Source organism: Flavobacterium luteolum (assembly GCF_027111275.1).
Taxonomy (GTDB): Bacteria; Bacteroidota; Bacteroidia; order Flavobacteriales; family Flavobacteriaceae; genus Flavobacterium; species Flavobacterium luteolum.
Genome location: NZ_CP114286.1, coordinates 1,069,215 through 1,084,620, shown reverse-complemented (window position 1 = coordinate 1,084,620; position 15,406 = coordinate 1,069,215). Strand labels below are relative to the sequence as shown.

16 protein-coding genes are annotated in these 15,406 nt (G+C 33.1%); 5 read left to right on the top strand and 11 right to left on the bottom strand.

The genetic code is table 11. The features are described 5' to 3' along the window. Positions 1 to 54: 54 nt before the first annotated feature. The 4 genes from dapF (at position 55) to OZP10_RS04325 (ending at position 3,579) form a co-directional block, all read left to right on the top strand. On the top strand, positions 55 to 837 hold the full coding sequence (dapF, locus tag OZP10_RS04340) for a diaminopimelate epimerase (protein WP_198858272.1): 783 nt from the start codon (positions 55 to 57) through the stop codon (positions 835 to 837). A 36-nt stretch (positions 838 to 873) separates the two neighbouring features. After that, entirely contained in the window at positions 874 to 1,407 is a 534-nt protein-coding gene (locus tag OZP10_RS04335) for a GNAT family N-acetyltransferase (RefSeq protein ID WP_177212332.1), read from the top strand. A gap of 10 nt (positions 1,408 to 1,417) precedes the next feature. Continuing rightward, the gene (gene mltG / locus OZP10_RS04330; protein WP_281633676.1) at positions 1,418 to 2,458 is read left to right on the top strand and encodes an endolytic transglycosylase MltG; all 1,041 of its coding nucleotides are present in this window, start codon (positions 1,418 to 1,420) and stop codon (positions 2,456 to 2,458) included. 482 nt (positions 2,459 to 2,940) lie between these two features. Then, positions 2,941 to 3,579 carry a peptidoglycan-binding protein LysM gene (locus tag OZP10_RS04325; protein WP_281633675.1) on the top strand — a complete coding sequence of 213 codons (639 nt, stop codon included), beginning with the start codon at positions 2,941 to 2,943 and terminating at the stop codon, positions 3,577 to 3,579. A 133-nt stretch (positions 3,580 to 3,712) separates the two neighbouring features. Here OZP10_RS04325 and scpA read toward each other — a convergent pair whose 3' ends face one another. The 10 genes from scpA to dnaA all read right to left on the bottom strand — a co-directional run bounded on the left by scpA (position 3,713) and on the right by dnaA (position 14,072). Then, a complete protein-coding gene (gene scpA / locus OZP10_RS04320) occupies positions 3,713 to 5,839 on the bottom strand; it encodes a methylmalonyl-CoA mutase (protein WP_281633674.1) in 2,127 nt (708 codons plus the stop codon). 44 nt (positions 5,840 to 5,883) lie between these two features. Continuing rightward, positions 5,884 to 7,248: a methylmalonyl-CoA mutase subunit beta gene (locus OZP10_RS04315; RefSeq protein WP_281633673.1), complete on the bottom strand. Its 1,365-nt coding sequence runs from the start codon at positions 7,246 to 7,248 to the stop codon at positions 5,884 to 5,886. Between the two features lie 14 nt (positions 7,249 to 7,262). Next, entirely contained in the window at positions 7,263 to 7,595 is a 333-nt protein-coding gene (locus tag OZP10_RS04310) for an FtsB family cell division protein (RefSeq protein ID WP_177212338.1), read from the bottom strand. A 194-nt stretch (positions 7,596 to 7,789) separates the two neighbouring features. Continuing rightward, entirely contained in the window at positions 7,790 to 8,398 is a 609-nt protein-coding gene (udk, locus tag OZP10_RS04305) for a uridine kinase (RefSeq protein ID WP_008467967.1), read from the bottom strand. A 375-nt stretch (positions 8,399 to 8,773) separates the two neighbouring features. Next, complete coding sequence (locus tag OZP10_RS04300) at positions 8,774 to 9,655, bottom strand: SDR family oxidoreductase (RefSeq protein WP_008467969.1); 882 nt, start codon at positions 9,653 to 9,655, stop codon at positions 8,774 to 8,776. Between the two features lie 77 nt (positions 9,656 to 9,732). Beyond that, positions 9,733 to 10,860, bottom strand: a complete 1,128-nt coding sequence (locus OZP10_RS04295) for a methionine aminotransferase (RefSeq protein WP_281633672.1) — start codon at positions 10,858 to 10,860, stop codon at positions 9,733 to 9,735. Between the two features lie 12 nt (positions 10,861 to 10,872). Then, on the bottom strand, positions 10,873 to 11,373 hold the full coding sequence (locus OZP10_RS22675; RefSeq protein WP_349293755.1) for an energy transducer TonB: 501 nt from the start codon (positions 11,371 to 11,373) through the stop codon (positions 10,873 to 10,875). Positions 11,374 to 11,394: 21 nt separating this feature from the next. Then, entirely contained in the window at positions 11,395 to 12,108 is a 714-nt protein-coding gene (locus tag OZP10_RS04285; RefSeq protein ID WP_281633671.1) for an SAM-dependent methyltransferase, read from the bottom strand. Positions 12,109 to 12,168: 60 nt separating this feature from the next. After that, a complete protein-coding gene (locus OZP10_RS04280) occupies positions 12,169 to 12,636 on the bottom strand; it encodes a low molecular weight protein-tyrosine-phosphatase (RefSeq protein ID WP_281633670.1) in 468 nt (155 codons plus the stop codon). Positions 12,637 to 12,644: 8 nt separating this feature from the next. Further along, a complete protein-coding gene (gene dnaA, locus OZP10_RS04275; RefSeq protein ID WP_095931847.1) occupies positions 12,645 to 14,072 on the bottom strand; it encodes a chromosomal replication initiator protein DnaA in 1,428 nt (475 codons plus the stop codon). 187 nt (positions 14,073 to 14,259) lie between these two features. Here dnaA and OZP10_RS04270 point away from each other — a divergent pair, with 187 nt between their 5' ends. Continuing rightward, positions 14,260 to 14,664 (top strand): acyl-CoA thioesterase, encoded by a 405-nt coding sequence (locus OZP10_RS04270; RefSeq protein ID WP_281633669.1) that lies wholly within the window; start codon positions 14,260 to 14,262, stop codon positions 14,662 to 14,664. Between the two features lie 31 nt (positions 14,665 to 14,695). On the opposite strand, the gene OZP10_RS04265 is transcribed toward OZP10_RS04270, so the two are convergent. After that, on the bottom strand, positions 14,696 to 15,328 hold the full coding sequence (locus OZP10_RS04265) for an IMPACT family protein (protein ID WP_281633668.1): 633 nt from the start codon (positions 15,326 to 15,328) through the stop codon (positions 14,696 to 14,698). Positions 15,329 to 15,406: the final 78 nt, after the last annotated feature.

Below are 15,406 nucleotides of genomic sequence, written 5' to 3'. Positions count from 1 at the left end.
ATTAACATTTCATTAATTAATAGTTCGTACTTTTGTATTTCTAACAACTAAAAAATGCAAGTAGAATTTTATAAATATCAAGGTACAGGAAATGATTTTGTAATGATTGATAACCGTACAAATTTCTTTCCAAAAGACGATGTAAAACTTATTGAACGTCTGTGCGACAGACGTTTCGGAATTGGAGCTGATGGATTAATTCTTTTAGAAAATGATACTGAAACCGATTTTAGAATGGTGTATTACAACTCTGATGGAAACCAAAGTTCGATGTGTGGAAATGGTGGTCGTTGTCTTGTTGCTTTTGCTAATCAATTGGGAGTAATTGATGATAAAACGACTTTTATTGCAACAGACGGATTACATCATGCTTCTGTTAATGCAGATTCAATCGTTTCGTTGCAAATGATTGATGTGAACGAAATTCAGAAAAAAGATTCTTATACTTTCCTAAATACTGGTTCGCCTCATCATGTTCAGATCGTAGATGATTTGGAACATTATAATGTAAAAGAAAATGGAGCAGCAATTCGTTATGGTGAATTGTATGGCGAAAAAGGCAGCAATGTAAACTTTGTGAAAAAAGTAGATAACGATACTTTTTCTTTGCGAACATACGAAAGAGGTGTTGAAGACGAAACTCTTGCTTGCGGAACTGGTGCAACGGCAGTAGCAATTGCTATGAATGCGATTGGGGAAACAGATAAAACTTCGATAAACTTAAATGTTGAAGGCGGAAAACTTGTCGTTTCTTTTGATAAAGATAATGATGGTTATACCAATGTTTTCTTGACAGGACCTGCAAAATTCGTTTTCAAAGGAACAATTGAGATTTAAATCTAAAATCTGCAATCTAAAATCTGAAATATCTAGATGATAACATTAAAAGGCGATTCGATTTATTTACGTGCACTTGAACCTCAAGATTTAGAGTTCATCTATTCTATAGAAAATGATGAAAATATCTGGGAAGTTAGTAACACGCAAACTCCATATAGCCGTTTTTTAATCAAACAATATTTAGAAAACGCCCATCAAGATATTTATGAGGCAAAACAACTTCGTTTGGCAATTTGTCAGGACGAAGATTTTCCTGCTATAGGATTGATTGATTTGTTTGATTTTGATCCTAGAAATAATAGGGCGGGAATAGGTATTGTTATTCAGAAAGACGAAAATCAAGGAAAAAACATTGGTTCTGAGGCTTTAGAGCTTTTAATAAAGTATTCTTTCTATAATTTAAATCTCCATCAATTGTATGCAAATATTGGTGTACAAAATGTAGCCAGTCTTGCACTTTTTACTAAATTTGGTTTTAAGAAAATCGGAATAAAAAAAGACTGGATTTTGTATCATAACCATTATCATGATGAAGCAATTTTTCAGCTAATTAACAAACAAATTTAAATTTTAAGCTTTGAGTCTAAAAAAAATAATCACAATAAGTGCCGTAGCCATTATTTCAGTTCTATTGATATATGGTTTTATTCTAGTAAGTAAAATTTTTAGTTCTAATACTAAATTTGAAGAGAAAGAAGTATATGTTTACGTGCCTACAGAAGCTAGTTATGCCGATGTAAAGAAAATTTTGGAACCTTATATAAAGAATTTTGACAACTTTGAAATGGTTGCCGAAAAAAGAGATTATCCGCAAAATGTAAAATCGGGTCGTTTTCTTTTAAAGAAAGACATGAACAACATCGATCTAGTTCGTGCTATGCGTTCTAATATTCCGGTTAAGTTAGTTTTTAATAATCAGGAGCGTTTAGAAAATTTTGCTGGAAGAATCGGAAAAGAAATCGAAGCGGACAGTTTATCATTAATGAAAGCGATAAAAGATTCTACATTTTTAGCAGCAAACGGGTTTAATGAAGAAAACGTCTTTGCTATGTTTATTCCAAATACTTATGAGATTTATTGGAATACATCGGCAGAAAAGTTCCGTGATAAGATGATTAAAGAATATCATAATTTCTGGACAGCTGATAGAATTGCTAAAGCAAAAGCACAAGGATTAACTCCAGTTCAAGCCACAATTTTAGCATCAATTGTTCATAAAGAGTCAGTTAAGAAAGACGAAAGACCCCGTATTGCTGGTGTTTATTTAAACCGCTTACGCTTAGAAATGCCATTGCAAGCAGATCCAACAGTTATTTATGCTTTAAAATTAAGAGATAATGATTTTGACCAAGTAATAAAAAGAGTTTTTTATAATGATTTAGTTATGAGATCTCCATATAATACTTACGTAAACAAAGGACTTCCTCCTGGACCAATCGCAATGCCAGATATTACGGCTTTAGAAGCAGTTTTAAATCCAGAAAAGAACGATTATATCTATTTCTGTGCAAGTGTAGATCGTTTCGGATATCACGAATTTGCTGCAACACTAGCAGAACATAACGTAAATGCAAAAAAATATTCAGATTGGATCGCAAGTCAGGGAGTAACAAGATAATCTGATTTGTGTAAATAATATTAGAAAACCGAAGTCAATTTGACTTCGGTTTTTTTGTTTTGTTCTGATGTAAAAAAGTCTTTGAAATTGAAAAATTATGAAATTGCTATTTTGTGTATTTTTCGATTTGTCATAATAAAAAATAACCATTTTTTAATGATGAATTTTATAAAATTCGAAAACCACTTTTTCAAAATTTGCATAAAAATCATATATTTTACATAAGTTAATTCTTTCTTTTTTGTAAAAATTGCTTAAAATTTCTATAAAATGCGATTTTTTTTGACCCAAAATTTCAAGTTTTAGAAGAGAAAAAAGAGACTTCAAATCTTTCGGAATCCATTAGTATATCTGGGATGAAAGCGAATCGAGTTTTTAAATGATAAATGTTAAATCGTTGATTTATAGTATATTTTGAAAAGACTTATCTTTGCAGCGTAGAAATTTCAAGAGGGTGACAGCGTCTTGAAGAAAAACAATTTATGATAAAGAAATGGTATTTTTATGCGAGTTTAGTCGTTATTATTACATTTTTAAGTTTGGGATTTATTCCCTCTAACCATGAAACCAAACCTTGGTTTTTAATTGAAAAAACAGATGGATCAGAATACATTTTTCCATCAAAAGAAAAAGATGATTATCCAAACACCAATGTCCCATACACAGGAAATCATCTAATAGGATTTAAAGAGGCAGTAGCTTTTAAAGAATCACAAGGGCAGTACAGACTTGTAAACACTCTTGGTTATATGGGTAAATATCAATTTGGTTCTAAAGCTTTAAGAGCAATTGGAATTAATGATAATAAAGCCTTTTTAAAAGATCCAGCGCTGCAAGAAAAAGCTTTTATGGCTTTGTTAGCCAAAAACAAATGGATTTTACGTTACGAAATCGAAAAGTATCAAGGCAAAATCATCAGCGGTATTGAAATTACCGAATCTGGAATTTTAGCTGCAGCCCATTTAGGTGGTGCAGGTTCTGTAAAGAATTTTTTCAAAAACAAAGGAAGCAGACATTTTAGAGATGCTTTCGGGACTTCTTTGAAAAGCTATATGAGAGATTTTGCAGGTTACGATCTTTCTTTTATAGAAGCAGATAGTAACGCAACAGTTAACGACTAAATTAAAAGAGGTTGTTTCGCATCAGTGAAACAACCTCTTTTTCTATTTTTTATTCTCTTTCGTGAGTAGTAAGTCTCAATCCTCAGCTTTATCCAATTATTAAACTGAAAACCGAGACTGAGACTATAAAAACTTAATCGATTAAAGCTTCCAAGATTTTTATAGCGGCTTCACTTATTTTAGTTCCAGGACCAAAAACAGCCGATGCCCCAGCATCAAACAAAAATTGATAGTCCTGAGACGGAATAACACCACCTACAATTACCATTATATCTTCGCGTCCATGTTTTTTTAGTTCTTCGATTACTTGCGGAACCAAAGTTTTGTGTCCAGCAGCAAGTGATGAAACGCCTAAGATGTGAACGTCATTCTCAACAGCTTGTTTTGCCGCCTCTGCAGGAGTTTGAAATAAAGGGCCAATATCAACATCAAAACCAACATCGGCATAACCTGTTGCAACCACTTTTGCGCCTCGGTCATGACCGTCTTGTCCCATTTTTGCAATCATAATTCTAGGACGTCTACCTTCTTGTTTAGCAAAAACATCAGCTAGTTGTTTTGCTTTTTCAAAATTCTCGTCATTTTTTATTGCTGCACTATACACTCCGCTAAAAGATTTAATTTGTGCTTTAAAACGACCAAAAACAGTTTCCAATGCATTACTGATTTCGCCTAATGTTGCTCTGTTTCTTGCGGCTTCAATTGCAATTTCTAATAGGTTGCCTTGTCCTGTTTGTGCACAAAGGATTAATTTTTCTAGTGACTTATTTACTTTTTCAGAATCTCTGGTTTGTTTGATTTCTTCCAGACGCTCAATTTGCTGCTTACGAACCAATTGATTGTCTACATCTAAAATATCCAACGGATCTTCTTTTTCTAAACGGTATTTATTTACACCAACAATAATATCTTGTCCGCTGTCAATTCTTGCTTGTTTTCTTGCCGCAGCCTCTTCAATTCGAAGTTTCGGAATTCCAGCCTCAATCGCTTTGGTCATTCCGCCTAATTCTTCGACTTCTTCAATTAGCTTCCACGTTTTTTCAACAATGTCGTTCGTCAGACTTTCAACATAATAACTTCCAGCCCAAGGATCTACTGTTTTGGTAATTTTGGTTTCTTCTTGAAGAAAGATTTGCGTATTTCGAGCAATTCTAGCAGAAAAATCTGTGGGAAGCGCAATAGCTTCATCTAAAGCATTGGTATGCAAAGATTGTGTTCCTCCAAAAACCGCCGCTGCAGCTTCAATACAAGTTCTGGCTACATTATTAAACGGGTCTTGTTCTGTTAAACTCCATCCGCTAGTTTGGCAGTGTGTTCTTAAAGCCAAAGATTTTTCGCTTTTCGGATTAAACTGCTGTAATAGTTTTGCCCAAATCATTCGTCCTGCTCTCATTTTGGCAATTTCCATAAAATGATTCATGCCAATTGCCCAAAAGAAAGACAATCTTGGAGCAAAATCGTCAATGGTCATTCCTGTAGATAATCCAGTTCTGATGTATTCTAAACCATCTGCTAAAGTATAAGCCAATTCAATATCGGCTGTAGCTCCGGCTTCCTGCATGTGATAACCAGAAATAGAAATAGAATTGAATTTTGGCATTTTCTTGCTCGTAAATTCAAAAATATCAGCAATTATTTTCATGGAAGGAGTTGGAGGATAGATATAAGTATTTCTAACCATAAACTCCTTTAAAATATCGTTTTGAATTGTTCCTGCTAATTTTTCTGGACTAACGCCTTGTTCTTCTGCAGCAACAATATAAAAAGCCATAATTGGTAAAACAGCTCCATTCATGGTCATAGAAACCGACATTTCGTCCAACGGAATCTGATCGAAAAGCACTTTCATGTCTTCAACAGAATCAATCGCAACTCCTGCTTTACCTACATCACCAACAACTCTTTCGTGATCTGAATCGTAACCGCGATGCGTTGGTAAATCAAAAGCGATTGAAAGTCCTTTTTGGCCTGCAGCTAAATTTTTTCTGTAAAAAGCATTGCTTTCTTCTGCTGTAGAAAATCCCGCATACTGGCGAATCGTCCACGGACGTCTTACATACATGGTTGCGTATGGCCCGCGTAAATTGGGTGCAAAACCAGCTCCGAACTCAAGAAATTCCAAATCTTCGATATCTTTCTCCGAATAGTTTTTTTTGATTTCGATTCCTTCAGCTGTAATGAAGTTGTCAGAATTAGAATTAACTTCTGGTTCCTCACTTTTAACTTCTAACTTTATATGTTTAAGGTCTTTTCTTGTCATTGAGACGCTTTGTTTGAATTTGTAATTAATTACTTTTTATGAGATTATTCCAATTCCAGTCTTTCCTGCTCCATTTTCTCGGCCAATCTCTTTTCGATAATTGGTGTAATTAATGTTTTTCTTGGTTTGATTTTTACAAAAGGAAACAATTCTAAATCATGTTTCATTCTGTCTTCTTTGTTCGGATATTTGTTTGTTCCTAAAAGAATTTCTTTCTTAGAATCGAACAATTCCTGTTCTTTATTGGCACTTTCTTGAATTTTCTTTTTGATTGTACCATCGTTTAAAAGTTTCAAAAAGCCTCCGTTTGCTTCAATTTCTTTAAATAAGGCTAAACTTTTTTCTGCCAATTGAACTGTTAGACTTTCAATATAATAACTCCCGTCAGCAGGATTATTTACTTTGTCAAAATAACTTTCGTGTTTTAAAATCAAAAGCTGGTTTCTAGAGATTCGATCTCCAAATTCGTTGTCTTTGTGGTATAAAGCATCATAAGGTAAATTGGCAATTGCATCTGCACCACCCAAAATTGCCGACATGCACTCGGTTGTTGTACGAAGCATATTTACATTATAATCGTAAATTGTTTTGTTTCGTTTAGTTGGAGTTACCAAGAAATGACATTTTATTTCTGGATTATATTCTTTAGCAATTAAGTCAAAAAGCATTCGAAGCGCCCTAAGTTTGGCAATTTCGAAGAAATAATTCGTTCCAACTGAAATCTGAAAAACAACTGATTTTGTTTCTGCAGAAAAGCGGTTTAAATATTCGTTTGCGTGTGCTAAGCTATAAGCAATCTGCTGTGTAATATTGGCACCTGAATTTTGGTATAATCCTAGATCAACACTTAGCAAATTTAAATTGGTTGCGTTTTTGAATAATAAAGACAATGTCTCAAAATTATTCTTTTCGGGAGTTATAAACCAATTTCCTTCGCGTGCTAATTCTCCAATCGGATCAAAATTACAATAGAAAATGGCTTTTTTCTGTATCGCAATCGTGTCTAATTTTTTAACGAAATCGATTGAGACGAAATTGAAATTAAAGTAAACGATTTTGTTTTCTAAAGGAAGATTCTCTAGTAGTTTTTGAACGTCAGTTTTTTCATTCTGAATTGTAAATCGTAAACTTTCAGCACCTCTTTCTAAAGTGTTTAGAGCGCGTTCGATAGATTTTTCTACATCGAAAACAAAGATATTCTGGCAGATTTTAAAATCTGAGACTTGAGTATTTATATTGGCTGCTTTTGTAAATTCATCTATATGATAAAAAGGTTTTACCTGAATATCTTCTGGTGAATTCCAAATAACAGTTTGATTGTAATCGGCTCCATCTAATTCAAACTGAATTTTTTGTTTCCATTGTTTGGATGAAATCGGATTAAAATCGTCGAATAGGTTAGTGGCCATTTTGTTTTGTTTGATTATTCTTTTTCTTGAATGGTGTCTCCTTCAAATTGTATGATGTAAATATCTTCGCTGTCTTTCTTCATGAAATATTTCTCGCGTGCATATTTTTCAATTTGTTCCGGATTTTTGAGTTGTTTAATCTGCTCTTGATCTTTTCTGATTTCTTCCTGATAATATTTTTTATTATCCTCAAGTTCATGAATTTGCTCATCTAAAAAACGATGGTCAAAATAAGAGTAATTGTCTAAAAATAACATCCAAACAATAAAAAAGAGCAAAACCCAAACGTATTTGTTGCCTAGGTACTTGAACCATCTTTTGTCTTTGTATGGATTTTTAAATTTCATTTTAAACGAATATATCTTTTGAATATGTTATTTCTAGCCCCGATTACTTCACCGAGACATTGTTTTTTATTTGTGTTCAGTGAACTCCGTTTGAGCCGTTATTCTTTTTATGGTCTCGTTTCTTTAATGAGGCCATAAAAAGATAAAGGCGGTAATAAGCTCCTAATTATTATGGTTTAAATTTACGATAAAAATTATGAAATTCTCTGATTAATTACAGCGCGAACTACATCTATTGCTACCGTGTTGTATTTATCATTAGGGATAATAATGTCTGCGAAAGCCTTAGATGGTTCTATAAATTGCTCGTGCATAGGCTTTAAAGTAGTTTGGTAACGGTTTAAAACTTCGTCAATATCACGTCCGCGTTCTGAAATATCTCTTTTTAAACGACGAATTAATCTTTCGTCTGAATCTGCGTGAACGAAGATTTTAATATCAAACATATCACGTAATTCAGGATTAGTTAGGATCAAAATTCCTTCGACAATCATCACTTTTCTTGGATGAGTAGAAACAGTATCATCTGTTCTGTTGTGCTGAATAAAAGAATAAACTGGCTGATCGATTGTTTCTCCAGCCTTAAGAGCTTTTAGATGTTTTACCAATAATTCGAAATCAATTGCACGCGGGTGATCAAAATTGATCAATGCTCTTTCGTCAAACGATAAATTATCGGTTTGTTTGTAGTATGAATCCTGAGAAATTACGCCAACTTCTGTGTCTGGTAATTCATTCATAATTTGGTGCACTACTGTAGTTTTTCCACTTCCTGTTCCTCCTGCAAGTCCGATAATGAGCATAAAATTTTTGTTTGATATTTGTTTGGCAAAAATAATAATTTAACTGAATCGCTAAACATTTAAAATAATTTAACCATATAAGTAATGTAAGTAAATTTAAGCTAGAAAATATTTAAGCAAAATGTTACTTAACTGAAATTATTGCCGTTATATTGATAAAAGACCGAATTATTTGTTTTAAATTATTTAAGTAATAGAAGTAAATATAAATAGTTCTTTTTTTTGACTTAAAGAACTTTAAAAATTCCTACTAAACTTATAATCTCTTATATGAACTTATATGGTGAAAAAAAAATCCCGAAAGTAAACCTTCGGGATTTCGTGCAATCAGTATAGTTTAAAAAAAAATATTCTGAATTTAGTAAGCACTTGTAATTATTTATTCTTTTTTGCTTTAATCATCATTTCAAGCTGATCCCAAAGTTCTTCTGGAATTGCTTCTAATAAATTGAACTGTCCAGCGCCTTTTAACCATTCGCCTCCATCAATTGTGATTACATCTCCGTTAATGTAAGAAGAGAAATCAGAAACTAAATAAGCTGCTAAATTTGCCAATTCCTGGTGATCTCCAACTCTTTTTAATGGCACTTTTTTAGCCATGTCAAATTTCTCCGAAAGATCTCCAGGCAATAATCTGTCCCAAGCTCCTTTTGTTGGAAATGGCCCCGGAGCAATCGCGTTAGAACGAATTCCATATTTTGCCCATTCTACAGCAAGGCTTCGTGTCATTGCCAAAACTCCCGCTTTTGCCGTAGCACTAGGAACAACATAAGCAGATCCTGTCCAAGCGTAAGTAGTTACTATATTTAAAATCGTTGCCGAAGTTTGTTTCGTATCGATCCAGTGTTTTCCAAAAGCCAACGTACAGTTTTTAGAACCTTTAAGCACGATATCTATCACAGTGTCAAATGCATTTGCAGATAATCTTTCTGTTGGAGAAATGAAATTTCCTGCGGCATTATTTAAAAGAACATCTACTTTTCCGAAAACCTTTAAAGTCTCTTGAAGCATGTTCTCTACTTCTTCGTAATGACGAACATCACATTGAAGAGGAAGACATTTGCCTCCAGTCTGACTTTCTAATTCGGCAGCTGTAGTTTTTAACTTTTCTAAATCTCTAGAAGTTATGGCTACTTGAGCTCCTAATTCGAGAAAATATTTAGTCATAGCTTTACCTAAACCGCTTCCGCCGCCTGTAACGACAATGACTTTGCCTTTTAAAGCATCATCACGTAACATTTTATCTGTGTAGCTCATATTTTTTCTTTTTTTTACAATATTAATTAAATAAAATAGGATGCACGCATAATAATGTTATAAAATTTCAATAAATTTTATATATCGCATAATTTTTTTGCTGCAGATTCAAGCGTGAAGTCATCTTTGGCAAAACAAAAACGTATCAGTTTCTGGTCTTTATGATCTGAGTAGAAAGTTGAAATTGGAATTGCAGCAACACCATGTTCGATAATTAAATTTTTGCAGAAAGTAACATCGTCATCATTTGAAATATTAGCATAAGAAGCAACTTGAAAATAAGTTCCTTCGCAAGGTTTTAATTCAAAACGGCTATTTTGAAGCAGTTTTTGAAAATAATCTCTTTTTTCCTGATAGAATTTTCCAAGAAGATTCACATCGACAACATCAAGATATTCGCTTATTGCAAATTGGGAGATGCTATTTACACTAAAGACTAAAAACTGATGCACTTTCTTGATTTCTTTCATTAAATGTTCTGGTGCAATGGTATAACCAATTTTCCAGCCTGTTATATGAAAAGATTTTCCAAAAGAAGAAACCATAACACAGCGATCTAAAAGAAAATCTTTTGTATGCACCGAAATATGTTTTTCTTCGAAAGTGATGTATTCGTAAACTTCGTCAGACAAAATGATAATGTCTGGATATTTTTCAAGAAGATTTTTTAACTGTACAAAATCATTTTCGGTTAAAATTTTTCCCGTCGGATTATGCGGATTATTGATAATCATCATTCTGGTTTTAGCAGAACACACTTTTTCAATTTTTTCCCAATTTGGAGTGTAATCATCATTTAGTGCTACTCGAACGGGTTTTGCTTTACAGAGTAAAACTGGAGATTCATAAGAATCATAACTTGGATCCAGAATAATTACTTCGTCATTTTCTTTTACTAAAGCTAAAATTGTAGTGAAAATTCCCTGAGTTGCACCAGCCGTAACCAAAAGTTCTGTATCTGGACTAATTGTTCTGTTATAAGAATCCTGAGTTAATTTTGCAATTTTGTTCATTAACGGAGGATAACCTGCCATTGGTGTATATTGATGAACGTTTTCCTTTGCTAATCGGGAAACAATATCTGTTAATCTTTCATCTACAGGAAAATTTGGAAATCCTTGCGAAAGATTTATAGCATTATATTCGGTTGCCATTTTTGACATTACCGTAAATATGCTTGTGGTTACGTTTGGAAGTTTGCTCATGATGAAGTTTAACTATTTTAAAGTTATTGGGAGTGAATATAAAACTCTAACTTTTTTGCCGTCTTTTTCTCCAGGAGACCATCTCGGGCATTTTTTTAAAACTCGAATTGTTTCAGTTCCTGTATTATAGCCGGCATCTTTAAGGATTTTTATGTCAGTTAATGCGCCATCTTGCTCTACTATAAATCTTGCATATATTTTTTTTCCTTTTAAGTCAACACCTTCGTCAGAATATTTAAAATTGTTTTCTACGAATTTATAAAATTTCTCAAATCCTCCTGGAAAGATTGGTTTTATGTCTATTTCTGCCGTATTGTAAACAGTGTTATCACTATTCGCTGGAGGAGCTTCTTCAACGACTAAATGCGAATCAAAATAAAGATTTTTGTCATTTATAATAACTGGTTTTTCATTTTTTGTTTCTGAAGCTTTTGTTTTAGAAACTTGCTTAGTGTTTTGAGAAAACGCAGTTTGTAGACCGCAAATCAAAATCAGAAATAAAACCTTTTTCATAGGCAATTTGCTTAAAGGCAATTACATTTTATGAATAATAAAAATAGCTGGACGTTTATCTAAATCAACTTTTAATTTTTTCCAATCAGAAATTTTCATAGTTTTTATGAATTCTGTTGGAAGCGTTATATCTGCTGCAATACAAAGATGAGTTGCGGGACTTAAAATCTGCAAAAGATCTTCAATCAGTTTGTTGTTTCTGTATGGAGTTTCAATAAATAGTTGCGATTGGTTTTTATCATAAGATAATTTCTCAAAATGACGAATTGCCGATTTTTTCTCGTCTTTATCAATTGGTAAATATCCGTTAAAAGTAAAACTTTGTCCGTTCATTCCAGAAGCCATCATGGCTAATAGGATAGAAGAAGGCCCAACCAAAGGGACAACTTGAATCCCTTTTTCGTGAGCTAATTTTACAATTGCAGCTCCAGGATCAGCAACTCCTGGACAGCCAGCTTCACTCATTAATCCCATGTTTTTTCCTTCTAACAAAGGCTTGATGAAGTCATGGTGTTCACTAGTTTCTGTTCTTTTGTTTAAAGTAAAAAGAACCAGTTCAGACTGTTTTTTTTCTGGATAAACTGCTTTTATAGATTTTCTGGCAGTTTTGTCGTTTTCAACAATATAATGGTCGATAACTTCTATCGTTCTTCTAACAGTTTGAGGTAAAACATCCATCGGATCGCTTTCGCCCATTGTTGTTGGAATTAGATATAATTTTCCGAAAGATTTCATGTGTTTTTGTTTAAAATTAAAAAATTCAATTATCTCTTTTTTAGAAACAATTGAATTGAATTAGGAGTGTTTTTTAAGAAGCTGATCTGCAATTAAATCAGTTACTTCGTCCAGCATTTGGTAAACGTTGTCAAAACCGTTTGCGGAGCCGTAATATGGATCTGGTACATCGACGTTTTCGTCTGGGAATAAATCGTTTAAAATTAAACGAACTTTATTTTTATGCTCAGGAGTTTTAGCTAAATGAATGACATCACGAAAATTTGCATTATCCATTACATAGATATAATCAAATTTATCAAAATCAGAAACTTGAATTTGTCTTCCTTTTTGCGCGCTAATGTTGATTCCGTTTTTTTTAGCTACTTCTATAGAACGTTTGTCAGGACAGTGTCCAACATGCCAAGAACCTGTTCCTGCAGAATCAACTAAGAATTTATCTTGAGGTAATTTAGAAGCTAAAATTCCTTCTGCTAAAGGAGATCTACAGATGTTTCCTAAACAAACCATTAAGATTTTTACAGGCATGGTACGTCTTAAAGCGTTAGTTTTTTATTGATGTCTTCGACAAACTTTTTAAACTGTTTGTCTGTAGAAACTAAATTATCAACTGTTTTGCAAGCATGAAGAACAGTTGCGTGGTCGCGATCTCCAATTTGTGAACCAATATTAGCAAGAGAAGCTTTAGTGAATTTCTTAGCAAAGAACATCGCTAGTTGTCTTGCTTGTACAACGTGCCTCTTTCTGGTTTTAGATTGAAGTGTTTCAATATCTAATTGGAAATAGTCTGAAACAATTTTTTGAATATAATCGATAGAGATTTCTCTCTTTACGTTTTTAACAAATTTCTCTACAACGCTCTTCGCTAACTCGATTGTAACTTCTTTTTTATTGAAAGAAGATTGAGCGATTAACGAAATAATAGCACCTTCAAGTTCTCTAACATTTGATTTAATGTTTCTAGCAACATACTCTAGAATATCTTCTGGCATTTCTACACCATCACGGTATAAAATGTTTTTTAAGATTGAGATACGGGTTTCATAATCAGGCTGATGCAATTCTGCAGATAATCCCCATTTAAAACGAGACAATAATCTTTGTTCGATGTCCTGCATGTCAACAGGAGCTTTATCTGAAGTTAAGATTACTTGTTTTCCGTTTTGATGTAAATAGTTGAAAATATGGAAGAATACATCTTGTGTTCCTGATTTTCCAGACAAGAACTGAACATCATCAATAATCAAAACGTCGATTAACTGATAAAAGTGAATGAAATCATTACGATTATTCTTTTTTACAGAGTCAATATATTGTTGTGTGAAAATCTCGGCAGAAATATATAAAACGGTCTTTTCCGGATACTTATCTTTTACTTCTACGCCTATAGCATGTGCTAAGTGTGTTTTTCCTAAACCAACTCCTCCAAAAATCAACAAAGGATTAAATGAAGTTCCTCCAGGTTTGTTGGCGACAGCCATACCTGCAGAACGAGCTAAACGGTTTGAATCTCCTTCTAAGAAATTATCAAAACTGTAGTTCGGATTTAACTGAGACTCAATTTTTAAATTTCTAATTCCAGGAATTACAAACGGATTTTTAAGTTCAGGATTTAAGTTTTTAAACGGAGCGTCAACCTCTTGCGGTTTCATTGGCACTCTGTTGGCACTTGGCAGCTGCTCGGTAAACGGCTGTTTATTGCCATAAGTGTTCTCCATTTTAATTTTATAGAGTAACTTTGCGTTTTTTCCCAGTTCTTTGGTAAGCGCAACTTTCAATAATTTTACGTAATGCTCTTCGAGCCATTCGTAGAAAAATTTACTTGGAACCTGAATGTATAATGCGTTATCGGTTAGCTCAACTGATTTGATTGGTTCGAACCAAGTTTTATATGCTTGGTCTTGAATATTATCCTTTATAAAGGACAAACAGTTTTCCCATACCGATTGAGCAGTTTTAGTCATAGATTCAGATAAATTTTTATTATTGTTATAAAGATTCTCCTAATAAAAAAGGAGCAATTTTATTCCGTATTTCGGGATAACAAATATGTGAACAAATTTCTGTAAAAAAAAATATTTTGGTATCTAATTTTATAAAAAAAAGTTGTAATGTGGCTTTTTAAATTCGAAATTTTTTAATATTTTATAAATGAAAAATCATCAGACTCAAGTACGAGTTCGTTACTCAGAAACTGACCAAATGGGAGTTGTTTATCACGGAAATTATGTGCCTTATTTTGAGATTGGACGCGTGGAATGGCTTAGAAATAAAGGAGTTTCGTATAAAATCATGGAAGAAAGCGGAATTGGCCTTCCAATTGTCAACATGAATATCAATTACAAAAAATCGGCGAGATACGACGAACTTTTGACAATTCACACGACTTTTAAAAGTCACTCTTCTGTAAAGATCGAATTTGACTGCGCAATCTACAATGAGGCAAATGAGTTATTAACAACAGCGACGTTTATTTTAGTATTTGTTGCGTTAAAAACGGGTCGTCCGACAGCTCCTCCAGAGTACATTTTAGAAATATTTAAATCACTTGAATAATTGTTAAAACGAATAGGATTTTGATGTTAAATTATACTAATTTAATATTGATTTCGAACATTAAATCAAAAATGCTGAACACTGTTTCGGCATTTTTTTTTCGAGTTTTTGTCACAATTTTGCCAATTGGCAGTCCCGAAATTTCATCCATTTCCATTTCTTGAGATACAATTTCTAATTTCTTTTCTTTGATAACACGCATCACTTTATTCATGTTTTTATAATCAAAAGAAATTAAAAATTCGACATCGATTGTCTTTTCCACAATTTCGCAAACTTCCAAAGTCTGTTGTGCCGTTGTTCGATATGCAGCAATTAAGCCGCCAACGCCTAATTTTACTCCTCCAAAAATTCGAACCACAACAACAAGAACGTTCGTAACTCCAAAAGATTGTATCTGGCCATAAATTGGTGCTCCCGCAGTATTGCTAGGCTCGCCATCATCATTAGCGCGATACGAAATTTTATTTCCAACGCCCAATTGGTAGGCATAGCAATAATGCACCGCATGCGGATGTTGTTTTTTAAGGTCTTCTATTATGGGTTTTACTTCGTCTTCGTGATCTATTGGAAAAGCATAACCAAAGAACTTGCTGCCTTTTTCTTTAAACAGTATTTCTTCAGATGCAGTTGCAATAGTTTGATAAGTATCGTTAATTTCCAATTGTAAGAGTTTAAGTTTTTTTTTAGCCACAGATTAAAAGGATTAAAAAGATTTCTTTTTTTGTTTTTAAAAGAAAAT